Here is a 14,625-nt window from a genome sequence, read left to right as displayed (position 1 = left end):
ACCGTGATTTCATCGCCTGGTACTTGGCCTAAATCATCACATTCACTCAATTGCGTTGGTTGTATGGCTACCGGTGGAAGCGCAACACCAATCTCAAAAGCGCCGATATCAAAACAAACATTACTATCATTTACTAAACGCACATAGATGGTTTGAGTATTAGTGGCGTTGGTGAAATTTTGAGGGTTTGTTATCGGGTTATTTCCTGTTAAAGCATCTGCTTCAGAAATATGATACGTTAAAGTAACATCGGTCTGACCATTTATTATTTCTGAGTCTTTAGTCGTTAAATCAAATTGAGTAATTCCATTACTATCAGTATCACAAATGATGTAATCGGTTAAATTCACTGGGACTTCAGGAGTTCCTAAAACACTAAGTGTTAAGGTTTCTGAGGTATTAAAACAACCTGTAAGAGTATTTGTTGCTCTTATATAAAGTGTTTGCTCATTGATAACAATATTAGTATATGGACTTTCAAAAGCGTTAATTCCGGAATTAGCTTCTTCTAAGGTTTCATGATACGTAATTTCTACATCTGGTTCTCCATTAGTGATCTCCACGGTTCGCAGACTTAAATCGAATGCTGCAAAACCGTCATTATCATCGTCGCAGACTTCGATTGGTTCTGGAGTTACTGGTGATGGAATCGGCTCAACTCGTAATGTCAAAAATGCGGTATTAACACAACCTGTTTCATTATTAGTTGCTTTTACAAATACGGTTTGGGGATTTGTAATATTAGTATAAGGACTCGTAATAGGGTTACTATTAGTATCGCGATCAGACGCCGTCTCAAAAAAGCTTAAACTTATTCCCGATTGACCATTTAAGATTGCATCTGTGGCAGCTTCGAGTGTAAATTCTTCAACCTCATCACCTGGATTGTTGACATCACAATGCACTAAAGGAGCCGCTTGAACTAACACAGGAATTTCATTTACAATCAATTCTAAAGTGGTTAATTTATAACAGCCTGAAATATTATCCTCTACTCTAACCCATAAGGTTTGATTAAACGCAATTGTGTTGGTATAATTTGCGACATTTACGATGGAATTAGAAGCTAAATCTGCATCTGTTTCATTGTTGTAAAACGTTACATCATATAGTGCTGGGTCTGCTAAATTTTGCAGTAGCTCTGCAATCTTAGTAGTTAAATTAAACTGCGTAAAACCATCAGCTGAACTATCATCACAAACTTCTAAAGGTTCTGGTAACTCAGTTCCCAGCTGCGGTGTTGGGTTAACGAGTAACTCAAGCGTGACAATAGAATCGCAATCCGTAAGAATAGTAGAACTTTCTACACGTGCATAAAGGGTTTGTGCATGTTGTACAATATTGTAATAAGGATTTGAATCAATGGCATTCACATTGTTTTCTGCATCGGCCATAGTTTCATGGTAACTAACCTCTAGTGTTGGGTCACCGGCTGTTATTTCATCATCTTTACTTGTTAAGTCGAAAAATCCAAAACCATCACTGTCGGGATCACAAAATTCTAATGGTGTCGGACTATTAGCTACAGGTGCTTGTGCTACAAGTAACTCTAAATTAGTGGTCGTAAAACAACCTGTACTGTTATTATCTACACGAGCGACAATAATTTGACCACTAGAAATATTAGTATACAAGCTAGGTAAAGGACTTGTTTCGGATGCCGCATCAGTTGCATTTAAATAATAAGCAATGGAATAATTAGGGTTATTCCCAGTAATTTCAGCATTTTTAAGGCTTAAATCCATTTCCGTTGAACCATCTGGCGTACCATCATCACAAACTTCTAAAGGTGTTGGTGTTGTTATTGTTGGGAGTGGATTGACTATAAGATCAAAACTCGTGGTTGTAAAACAATCGGTATTTAAATCATTTTCAGCACGTACAAATAGCGTTTGATTATTACTCGTATTGGTATATAGACTTGTTAAAGCATTTGTATTATTTTCAGCTTCTAATTCCGTTAAGTGATAACTAACCGTTATATCTGTTGCACCGTCTAAAATAATTGGGGTTTGAGCTTCCAGATTAAATGATGCTATACCATCATTGGTATTATCATCACAAGTTTGAAGATTATCTGGAGTTGTTATAATTGGCGTATCAAATACTTCCAGGTTTAGTGGCGTAATATTATAACAATCCATACCATCAACATCTACTCTAACAAAAACAGTTTGGTTGTAAGCTACTGTATTTTCAAAAGTCGATGGGTTTGTAATTGAAGGCGTTCCTGCTTCAGCTTCCGCTTCAAGACTATAATAAGAAACCTCAACGGTTAGGCTGTTTCCTGCGATAACTTCAGCTTCTGCTTGGGTTAAATCAAACATTCCAATTCCTGAGTTGTCAGCATCACAAGCAATCAAATCTGAAGGTGTATTTGCTATTGGAGCAGCAACAACCTGTAAATCTAATGTTGTAAACACTGTACATCCCAAATCGGTTTCAACACGAACAAAAATTGTTTGATTTGCAGAAGCACTATCATATGGAGACACTAGAGCATCCGATATATTTCCTGCGTCAGCTAGAGCCTGAGTTTCATAATACGTAACCGTAACATTAAGTTCATTATCCGAAATCGCTGCACTTAAATCGTCTAACTCAAAAGCTGCAGAATTTGGATTGAAACCATCATTACAGACCAATAAAGGCTCTGGATCTATAACGGTTGGTAATGGGTTAACCACAATGGTTTCCGTAATATTTAAGATTTGCTCACAGTTAGGTGGTAAAGCACTGGTTACAGAAATAATTTCAACAGTGGTATCTACTGTTAATCCAGTAAGTGTTAAAGTATAATTTCCTGTGGTATCTAAATTAAATGTTTGTTCAGCACCACTATCAACGGTATAAGTAATTGTGGCATCGGGATCGCCGGAAAATTGTAGCTCACCATCCGCTCCTTCACAAATTGGTGAATTATTAGTTAGGGTTGGTGTTGTGTTTGAATGTACTGTTATTACTACAACATCAGATATAGTTTGTGAACACACAACATTACCTGACTCATTTAAAACTTGAGCTTCTCCTAAGAGAAACGTAAAATCACTTGAAGGGGTGTCTGTAATAGTTCCTATACCTGTATCATCTAATAAAATTTCCTGAGAAGCTCCAGAATCGATAGTATAAAGTATATTGGCTCCTGGTGTACCAGTGATGGTTAATGTAAGCTCCTCCCCTTCGCACAGTTCTGTATCTGACACCGATAGTGAAGCGTCTGGAATTTCAGAAACAATTAAATCAAAATCAACTATTGAATAACATTCTGTTCCTAAAGATTTAACTTTAGCATAAATTGTTTGTGGGTTAGAGGTATTAGCATAAATACCTGGTAATTCATTTACATTATCTGTAGCATCTGCTAAATTCCCATAAAATTCAATCGTATTTAAAGGATCTGAATTAATTCCTGGTTTTAAACTATTTAAATCAAAAACGCCTATACCTGGTGTACTACTACACTGTATAACATCATTTACATCATTAACTTCTGGGGGCGCAGGAAATGCACCTGATTCTTCAGTAGCTGTGCCTGTCCACTGAATTTCAAAACCACCATCACCTACTGGCCTATCAATGACAATAAAAAAAGAATCACCAACATTAACATCTAACCAATATACATAGCCGTTACCATTTGGACCAGGTCCGGTCTGCGTTAAGGTTGTACTTCCATTAATTCCTGTGTGGTTGTTTGCTAAACCAGCTTCATTAGGGTTTGTTGTAGAACAACGAATAGGACTTCCTAAGTTTGAACAAGAACGGTTAGAACCAAAAACCCAAAAATCATAATCGACCATAATGTCTGGATCATTCGGAATTAAATCGAATCCTAATGTTCCATCTTGAACGATATTAACTTCTAACCATAATGAATTATGCTCAGAGCCACCACATGAGTTAATTTCATCCTCATCTCCAGGTCCGGTTGCATTAGATAAAAATGTGCTATTTCCACATACTACTACAGCATCAACACAATCGTTAGGCACACTCTGTGCGTTGACATGAAAAAAAAGTGTACTTAAAATAATTACTATTAAATATCTATTCATCTGAATTCTTTATCACTTACATTCCTATTACAAACAATTACTAGTTTTCCTGTATAATTAATTTGATATTTTTTTATAAAAATAGAAATTTGGCCTTCAATCATAAAACAATCCTAACCAATAATTTCCTACCTAAAATACCTAACAGCCAAGCTAATATTTAGCCCGACTGTTAGTTTGATTTAGCTATTAACTAATGTATCACGTTATGAGGTAATCTTGGGGATTTTCACAACGTGGATTTCTTCTAAATTAATCTTTAACAATTAAAAACTCTGAACGTCTGTTTTGAGCATATTCTTCCTCTGAACAATTTGCTTTACAGTCTATTTTTGGTTCTAAACTTCCGACACCTTTTGCAGATAATCTGTCTTTATCAATTCCTTTGGAAATTAAATACTGCATTGTAGACTGTGCACGACTTTCTGATAATTTTAAATTATAAGCATCACTACCTTTAGCATCTGTATGCGATCTAACTAAAATTTTCATTTCAGAATGATCTTTCATAATAGCTACAAGTCGATCTAATTCTAATGCGCCTTGGTTGGTAATATTACTTTTATCGAACTCAAAGTAGATGTTGTTTAATTTTACTTCTGTTTCTGTGATAATTTCATCAACAAGTTCTAAGGCTACATCCATATTAACATCCTCTCCTTTTGATGGTTCTACTAAAACTATAGCGGTTTCGTACCCTTCTTTTGTTACGGTGATGGTATACTTATTTTCACAATTAACGTTAAAGCTAGTCGTGCCGTTTTTAGTTGTAACCTGAGTTGCTAATTGGTTATGCTGAGCATCTGAAATAGTGACGTTGGCCCCAGATATGAATGCCTTAGTTTTAGCATCCTTAACGTTAGCAATCACTTGGAATTGACAAATAGGAATAGCCATATAAATATTATCTACACCTGATCTGTTTGAAGAAAAATAACCCACTTGTTTTGAGGTGTTCACACTAAAAGCAAAATCATCATTTTTAGTGTTCACCCCGTTTCCCAAATTTTCAGCCGTTTCATTTTTATCAATATCAAATTTAAAGACATCAAAACCACCAAATCCTTGATGACCGCTAGAAGCAAAATATAAAATATTATCTCCGCTTATATAGGGAAAACCTTCTTTACCAGAAGTATTTACTTTAGGCCCTAAATTTACAGGTTCACCATAAGTATCGCCATCTATACTTATCTTCCAGATATCTGTATCACCTATACCATTTGGCATATTAGATGCAAAATAAAGTGTTTTTCCGTCACTACTGATACTTGGGTGACTTACGGTATATTCTACACTATTTATAGGTAATGCTTGTACATCTCCCCATTTTCCTTCAAACATCGTCGCTTTATAAATACCTTGTTGTGCCACTTTAACACCGTTACTTTTTATTTTTTTAAACGTGCCATCACTATGACCATCTCTCGAAAAATAAACTGTTTTTCCATCAGCGCTAATAGTTAAAGGACCATCGTGATAAACGGTGTTTAACTCACTCACTTCTTCTGGTTCTGATAGATTGCCTTCTTCGTTTCTAACCGACTTATAAATATCTAAATACGGTTGATTGGTCCAAGCATCTTCTTTTCCTGAAGTCTTTCTTGAACTTACAAAATACAAAATATTGTCATTAGATAATACCGCTCCAAAATCACTTTGCTGAGCATCGTTAATAGCCACACCTCCTACATCAAATGATTTTGTGACATCTGCTAATTTTGGAATATAATTAGGATTTTTTAAATGCATTTTTGCACGAATATCATTGGGCATCATTTCAGAAAATTTATCCATCTGCTTATTTGCTTCGTCATAATTTCCTTGCGACTTTAAAACTTGTGCATAGCGGTAATAAGTTTCAGCATCTTGACCGTTATCTACGGCACGCTTATACCAATTAGAAGCTTCTTCTACATTAAACACATGGTAATAACTATCTGCTAGTTGTTTATAGACGTAAGCATCTGCTTTATTATCCTCAACAAGTTTTAGGTAAGCATCAATAGCATCGACGTATTGATAACCATCATAAAGTTTATCGGCTTTTTCTGTTTCTTTGTTTTGTCCGTAGCCTGCTGATACAATTAGAAACAGGCATAAAAGACTATATATTTTTTTCATTTTTTAAACGTTTAATATGTTAGAAAAATCTAGGTGAAATAGATACTTTTTTAGCGAAATTAAGATCGAACAACAACATAATTTCATGAGAGCCAGATGAATCTATATTAAGATCTGACGTTGTATAATCATAAGCATAACCAATTCTTAATTCTGGTGTTACTGCAAAATTTGCCATGACACCAACGGCATCATCTATACGGTAAGTCGCACCAACTTCAAATTTTTCATAAAATAAAAAGTTAGCTGATGCATCGAAAGATGTCGGTGCTTCAAAAGCTGATTTCACTAAAAATGAAGGTTTAAATTTTGTGTTTTCTGATAAGTCGAACACATAACCCGCTGATAAGAAATAATGTAAAACTTCTGAACCATATTCATATTGTTGGCCATTATTAGTAACGTCTAAATAGGTGCTTTTTAACATGTTTGGTACTGATAAAGACACATAATATTTGTCTGTATAATAAAACGCACCAGAACCAATATTTAAATAGGTATTGCTCGTGTTTTCACTAAACGCCTCATCACCAGCATCTGGTACATAGCCACTACCTATATCACTAAATAAACCTATGTTTTGAAAGGTTGCTCCTGCTTTTAACCCGAAAGCTAAGCGGTGTTCACCACCTAAATTTAAAGTATAAGAGAAATCGGCATACACATTATTCTCTTCAACTGGACCAATTTTATCTGAAATTACAGATAGTCCTAGTCCTACGTTTTTTCCCACAGGACTGTGTACAGAAAGTGTCGCTGTTTTTGGTGCATCGTTAATACCTACCCATTGAGAGCGGTATAATAGCCCTACGGATAAAGCCTCATTAGAGCCTGCGTAAGCGGGGTTAACGACATTCATATTATACATATACTGTGTATATTGAGGGTCTTGTTGCGCATGTGCACTCACTGCTATCATAAGTGCAAAGGCTATTGTAAAATATATTTTTTTCATCTGTATTTTATATTGCTTTTTGATTAGTAGACAGTCTGCCATTAGTTAGACTGACTGTCTTTTAATTTATGATTAGTGAGCTCTATTAATAAAGACCCATCCTGTTAATTTGCTTCCATCACTTTTTCTAAGGGTATAGAAATAAGTTCCATCTGGTAATTCATCGCCGCTATTAGACTGCCCCGACCATTGGTTAGTGTACGTTCCTTTAAAGTTGTACACTTCTCTACCATGTCTGTTGAATATGAACAATTCTGTTACTCCATGTCCTGAAAGATCAAAATCATCATTTTTACCATTACCATCTGGAGAAATACCTCTTGGAATATCTCTACAATCTAGTTGCTCAGCAGCAAATGAAGTTGTAGTAGAACAACCGCCAAACTCTACCGTAACAGTAAATTCTACTGGTAGGGTTAGGTCTGAGTTTTGATCAGCATATTCAGTAACATTAAATACTTCTGAATTTTGGCCTACAATAGTACCATTAAAATCTGTCCAAGTATATGTCACCTCATCAGCATTATAAGATTCATCCAAAGGTGAAACAGTAAGGATATATCCTTCGTCATTACACTCACCTTCGATTACCGCTTCAATTGCTCCTAAAACAGTAAAGTTAAAAGTGCTTACACTTCCGGTAATACAGTTTGAAGCGTCTTCTAGAACTTCATAAGTAATATTATAATTACCCACACTACTAGAAGCCACATTAACTTCGCCTGTTGCTGCACCAATAGTTAAACCAGATTCAGCACTAAACACACCACCTGTTGTAAACCCAGGTTCTAATTCTGGAAATACTGATGAACTATCAGCACAATACAAATCATATGCATAAGTAAATCCTGATACCGTATCATTTATTGCATCTATTTCAATTGTAGTTGTGTACGTTCCAGAGCTTATACAGTTGTCAACATCACCTTCATAAGTGTAAGTAATATCGTGAGTTCCTGCAGCAGCATCCGTTATATCAACGACTCCTGTTGTTGCATCTATTGCTAAAGTTGCAGTACTAAAAGTACCTCCACTTATAAAACCGTCAGAAAGTGTTGGCTGTATTGAACTTTCATTTAACGAACAAAATGATGCTGTACCATAATCAAAGTTAGTTTCAGGAACAATAGCACTTGTAAAAGTTATAGTTGCCGTATTATCTCCTGCTAAAGCACAAGTTTCTGAATCACCATCATAAGTATATAATACCTCGTGGTCACCTACCGTTGCAGTAGTCATATCTATTTCTCCGGTTAATTCATCTACAGTTAATGTAGTAGATGTAAACGTACCACCTAATGCAAAATCAGTTGGTAAAACGGGTAATGGATTATCTAGAGTAATAATACACGCATCTAGATAGCTAAACGTAAGCTCAGGAACAACAGTTTCATTTATAGTTACCACAATTTCTGAACGAGGACTTTCACAACCATTTTCATCGACATTAGCTACGTAATACGATGTACTACCTAATGTGTTTGTTTCTGGAGTAATTGCCGTAGCACTTCCTGTACCTCCTAACGCTTCAGTATACCATAATAAAGTATAGCCATCAGTTGGTGTAGCTGTTAAAGCTTCTGCAGTTGCATCTAAACAATATTCAACTGGCGTTTCAACTGTTGGCATATCTGAAATACCATTGTACGTTAATTCAATAGTATCTTCACAATATCTAGAACTCCATGTAAATGTATACGTTCCTGATACGGTGAAACCACTAATAGTTATTTCGTTAGCTGAAGCATCTGATATAATAACTTCTCCTGGATTAGTAGCATCAGCTTCCCAAGTTCCTACACCTTCAGCAACTAAATCTATAGAGGCAGTTTGACAATCAACTTCTTGATCTAAACTTGAAATATCAATACTGTTATTCGGAATAAAATTAACATCATCTAAAAGTGTACCGATGTTATTATTTTTTTCTTTAAACAAGAAACGTGTTATTGGTTGTCCTTCTGGAACTTCATAGCTTCCTGAATGAACTTCCCAAGCAGATGCTAAAGCAGCATGCTCAACTACAAGTTCAAATGGTCCTTCTGGAGGCCCAGCATAAAGTTCTACAATGTTTCCATCTGAACGTGACCCTAAAGCAAAATTATAGTCATACAATGTAATTTCTGACGTATCGAAATCCTTATATAATCCTCTAATCTCATCAGAATCTGGATCATTTAATAATTGTATACACTGACTACCAGAATAGGCTTCAAAGCCAAGTCCTACTAAAGAATTCCAAATAAACATGGCATTCCATGTTTCTAAATCAGTTCTCCAGCCTGGTACTATTTGCTGTTGTAAAATACTTTGAATCGCATTAAATGTCATAAGTGGTCTTTCAAAATCGCCATTAAGACCATTTAACTGACATAAATCTTCTGGTGTAGTTACACAAACATTGAAGGTTCGGGTACTAATCACAGGCGTTTGTAAACTTAATCGTAATTTATAGCTGTCGCCTACAACCAATTCAGAAGCGTAACTTGCTGTAATTGTATTGTTTTGACTACATGTAAGCTCATCTAAATCACCATTATCTAATTCGTGATATAGTGTCATGGTGATATCTGGATATAACTCATCTCCAGAAGACACATAATAGTTTCCTGTGAATCCATTAATTTCAATATAATGTACTCTTGAAGTTGCTGTAAATTCGAACCAAACATCACCTTCGTTAACCGTATTACAAGTCATGTCTTCACTAGAAACACTCGTATTTCTAAATGTAACATTGGTCGCTGCACTATTACAATATTCAGTTTCGTTAATCGGTAGTGTTAACGCGGTAGTTGCATCATCATTTCTCACAAAAGAATAAGGTCCTGACCAATAACTTTCATCATCTGCATTACATATTGCTCTTACAAAGTACTCGTAAGTAGCTGCATTTTCATCATTAAAATCTGCATCTGTTGGTGTGTAAGTATTAGTGTCTACAATGGCACCCGATTGTGGAATTGTTCCATTATCTAAAGGCTGTATTGCGACCTCCCATTGTGTTTCATCGCCACCTGCTGTCCATGAAAGAACAGATGTTTCACTTGCTGTTAAATCCGTTGGTTGCGGACAAGATTCTACACCACAAAGTGCTACATCAGTATAAAGCGTAGTTCTTGGTGTTCCGATACCTAAAGGACTTGTATAAACTGTATTACCTTCAAAATCGAGAACTTCAACTTGTGCATTAGGATATTGATCAGGAGCAGTACCTATAGAGTCCCAAAATAAAGAAAACTCAACACCAGTACATAATAAGAGTTGATATTCTAATGGTTCTGGTATTTGACCAAATGACCCACTAGGGAATTCTAGGGTTTGTTGTACTATTTCATTTTGAATGATATCAATTCCTCCACCTACGCCGTAACTATTATCACTAGTTAAAATAACCGTATAAGCACATAAGTTTTCATAGCTACATTTCGTCGTAAATTCTACAGCATTAGACCATGCTGTGGTTTCCGTTTCCCCACAAATAGCACGTACATATACATTGTATTTAGATGCTGCGATTAAATCAGTTATCGTAAATGGCGGTGTTGCTGTTTGATAAAGGTAAGCTTCGTCTACAGTTCCTGTTGGCGCTTCCATATCGTAAGGTAAAACAGCTATTTCCCATTCTGTTGCAGCAGTACCACTAACATCCCAGTTAACCTCAGCTTGTACATCTGTTACATTGGTAACAGTTACATTTGAAGCTTCTGGACAACTTGGTACATCTTCAATAATGACATTATCTACAAATAATAATTGTCCTCTATAACCTGCAGGAGATGGCTCGTAATATGGAATATGGAATGCAATATTAATATCACCCGTAATACCTTCTGGAAGATCAATTATCATTTCTTTATATTCCACGTTATTGATAAGTACTGGATCTGTTTCTGTGTCATAAAGAACCGTTGTAAACTGATCTAACTCAATTCCGTTTGTAGAGAGTAGCACTCTTAAATCTTCTGCAAAGAAACTATCATTAACCTTATAATAATAACGTAATCGTTGGTTTTCTGTAATCGTAATTAAAGGCGAAATTAACCAATCATCATTATCACCATTATACCCTGAAAATATACTTGCTGATAAATCTCCTTCATATGGACTCATTGAAATATTTGTAAACCAAGTGTCGTTATTTTGATTTCCGTCAACAATTCTCCAACAATCTCTTGAGGCTGAATCCTCTTCAAAAGTTTCAATAAACGGTGATTCAAAAGCATTACATAATGTTGTAAAGTTTACTGGTCCAAACCACATACTGTTTTCAGTATCACAGTTAGCCTGCACATAAACTTCATAAGTTGTTGCTGGTACTAAATCTGTAAAAGAATAGCTAGTCGTTGTACTGTTTCCTGTAGCATCAGTTGGCTCACCTGAACCTTCTGGTTGAATAACCACATTCCAAGCTTCTTCTTGGAAACCTGCTTGCCAAGTCATTTCTGCAGTACTACCGGTTATAGCACTTACTTCAATTCCTGAAGGTGTAGGACAAGATTGCGCTTCAACAATATTTACATTGTCTATGTTTAATATTGAAGAACCATCTTCTAAACTAAATTCAGGAGGCACTCTAAAAGCAATAAATATAGTGCCTGTAGCTTCAAAATAAATTGATTTTTCTTGATACTCTGTATTAACAAAATCAAATAATGGCACAATAGGTGAAAAACTAGCAGGATCTGTATCTGTAGTAGAAATTAAAACTTCTAATCCGAACCTTGTGTTTGGATAAAAGAATGAATACTGAGCTCTATAATCAAATTTCAGCTCATAAGTACCACCTTCTGTTACAATAGCTGGAGAGATTATCCAATCGTCATACCCTGTTGTAGGATTAAACCAACTCGTACTCCCTTGTATAGAAGGTTCATTTTCATTCATTAACCACTCTGCAGCATCAGCATTTTCATTTAGAAAACTCCAACAAAATTTTTGAGTATCTGCATCTGAATCATCAAAACTCTCAAAGAAAGGAATATCAAATGTGGCGCATTCTGTAATAAACAAGGTAGGACCAACCCATTCACTTTGCTCTTCATCATTACAATACGCTCTTACATAATACTCATATCTCGTTGCAGGATCTAAATCGGTAGCTAAATAAGGGTCATTAGTACTTGTTAATATTGCAACACTATCATCTACAGGAATACCTGAATTTTCATCTTGTATAACAACTTGCCATTGCGTTTCTATATCTCCTTGATTCCAATATAAATCTGCTGATGTTGCAGTAATATTTTCTACAGTTGGAGCTAATGGGTCTGGACATGCTGGTTTATCTTCAATAAATACATCTTCAATAGTAAAAGAATTAGCTGTTTCTATAGCATTTGGTTCAATAACCCAAGCAATGTTTACTTCTCCGGTAATCTCTATTGGAATATTTACAATTAACTCTTCATAATTGTCCCATCCTAAATCAGCAAATTCTGTTGCTGGTAATATAACAGTATCAAAATTATCAGCGCCTACACCTGTTGTTGAGACTTTTAAAGCCACAACAGCAGAGCCTTGATAAGCATTATAGTTAAACCTTACGCGTTTTTGAGTAACACCATCGAGGTTAATTCTTGGTGACACCAATATATCGTTGTTATTATTAATGTTATTAGCACTATAACTATTAATTCGCATTGCAACACCTCCAAAACTATAACTCCATGTTTCACCATCACCATTAACGTCTAAAACCGTCCAACACGCTTCTGGTTCATCATCACTTGCAGTTTCAAAATCAGCTGAATATGGTGTATCAAAAACGGCACATTGCATGGTAAATGTATAAGGAGCACTCCACTCACCTGGAACACCTCCACATATTGACCTTGCATAAAAATCGTAAGTTAAGCCAGCTTCTAACCCTGTATTTATAATATTATCAGTATTAGTACTCGTTGTAGCATCAACTGTTGTTGGTTCATCTGAACCAGTAGGCACTACTGAGTATTCCCATGAATCTCCAAATCCAACTACAGTTTCCCATGATAGGCTAACACTAGTATCAGTTAAATCATCATATGTAATACCTGTAGGAGAAGCACATGTAGAGCCTTCGATTTCTAGCTCAAAACAGATTCCTGCTTCAGGTGCTAAATCTGATGATACTACAATAATATAAGTTTCACCAGCCTCAACTAATAAATTTTGTATTTGAGCTTGTAAGTTTCCTGAACTCGTTGTTGTACCAGCTAAACAAGTTACGCCTACATCTTCACAACTTTGATATACTAATATAGAGGTATTAGAATTGAAACAATTTCCTAAAGGATTACTAGGATCGTAACCTGCAGTTGTTTGTGTAATGGTAATTAAAGCATCTTCTGTTGCTGTATAGCTTAAAAATGCTTTGTCTCCATTAAGGTAATTAGTAGTACCTGCATTTGAAATACAACTTGTTCCCGCAGTAGTATATTGTACGTCTGGATTATAATAGTTTGCTAAATTATCTGTTAATGTAAAGGCACCTTCAGCTAAAACATCTGGTACTATTATTGGACTATCACAACTAACCCCTAAAATAGGCGTCGTAAAACTGTAAGGTCCTGTCCAATCACTCTGTGTAGCATTTCCACAAAGTGCACTTAGATATACATCATAAGATGTTTCTCCTTCTAAACTTGAAAGTGCATACGAGTTTCCTGTAATTGATATACCACTTTCTGCAGGAGTTCCTCCTTCAGGAATAATTTGTATTTCAAAATCTGTGGCTGTGGGATGTGACCAACTTATATCAGCACTATTTACCGTAATATTTTCAATTACAACGTCTTCATCAATGATTTCTGCACAGCCTTCTAAAACAGACACATCATCAATAAACCATTCATCACCAGTTGCCGTAGCTCCTTCTTGTGTGTTTACTGCAACAAATGCGATGTAAATGTCTAATCCTGCAGGAATAGACTCCGGAATCACAACCACTTTTTTCTCGTAAGTGGTTTGCGAAGCTATATTTAAATTCGTTTCGGTATAAGATTGTAGTGTAATATTAAACCCATCAGCATCTGGTTGCAATGCTGTAGATAATTTAATCTGAAATTCAGTACCATGATCGATATCATCGCCTTGTTTGGTGTAAAATTGAATTTCACCATTTTCAGGAACTGAAATTTGAGGCGTAACTAAAAAGTACGTAGCCGTATTTTGATCCCCTATATTGTCTGCACTTGGATTAATAGATACAGCGTTAGTTCCTGCATTACCATCTGTAGTCGTGCTCCAATTAATCGTAGCAGAACCACTTCCAAAAACAGACCATTCTGTTGGAACTCCACCATCAAAAGATTCAGATAGTTGTGCATTACTCTTACTAGAGAACAGTAAAAACAACATTAATAATAAGGTTAAAAGCAAATTTCCTTGAAGAAACATCCGCTTTTGAGGGATTGAGCGACCTTCTTTAAAATCTCTTTTTGGAGTTAAGAGAAAGTTGGTTACAACAAATGGTAATTTTTTTTTCATTTGTAAGACTTTTATCAGTTA

3 protein-coding genes and 1 pseudogene are annotated in these 14,625 nt (G+C 35.6%); all 4 read right to left on the bottom strand.

What is annotated here, in order from left to right:
- Nucleotides 1-4,055: pseudogene (locus HM982_RS17725) on the bottom strand (hypothetical protein); the annotation flags it as partial.
- A gap of 252 nt (nt 4,056-4,307) precedes the next feature.
- Complete coding sequence (locus HM982_RS17720) at nt 4,308-6,179, bottom strand: OmpA family protein (protein ID WP_179354667.1); 1,872 nt, start codon at nt 6,177-6,179, stop codon at nt 4,308-4,310.
- Nucleotides 6,180-6,198: 19 nt separating this feature from the next.
- Nucleotides 6,199-7,134 (bottom strand): PorP/SprF family type IX secretion system membrane protein, encoded by a 936-nt coding sequence (locus HM982_RS17715; RefSeq protein WP_179354666.1) that lies wholly within the window; start codon nt 7,132-7,134, stop codon nt 6,199-6,201.
- Between the two features lie 72 nt (nt 7,135-7,206).
- Nucleotides 7,207-14,604, bottom strand: a complete 7,398-nt coding sequence (locus tag HM982_RS17710) for a choice-of-anchor J domain-containing protein (RefSeq protein WP_179354665.1) — start codon at nt 14,602-14,604, stop codon at nt 7,207-7,209.
- Between the last annotated feature and the right edge of the window lie 21 nt (nt 14,605-14,625).

Source organism: Winogradskyella vidalii, assembly GCF_013403955.1.
GTDB lineage: Bacteria > Bacteroidota > Bacteroidia > Flavobacteriales > Flavobacteriaceae > Winogradskyella > Winogradskyella vidalii.
This window is presented reverse-complemented; position numbering and strand designations above follow the sequence as displayed.

What these genes read in the sequence shown, in the direction of transcription:
- HM982_RS17720 (WP_179354667.1), bottom strand. Translation starts at nt 6,179, where the DNA reads ATGAAAAAAATATATAGTCTTTTATGCCTGTTTCTAATTGTATCAGCA.
- HM982_RS17710 (WP_179354665.1), bottom strand. Translation starts at nt 14,604, where the DNA reads ATGAAAAAAAAATTACCATTTGTTGTAACCAACTTTCTCTTAACTCCA.
- HM982_RS17715 (WP_179354666.1), bottom strand. Translation starts at nt 7,134, where the DNA reads ATGAAAAAAATATATTTTACAATAGCCTTTGCACTTATGATAGCAGTG.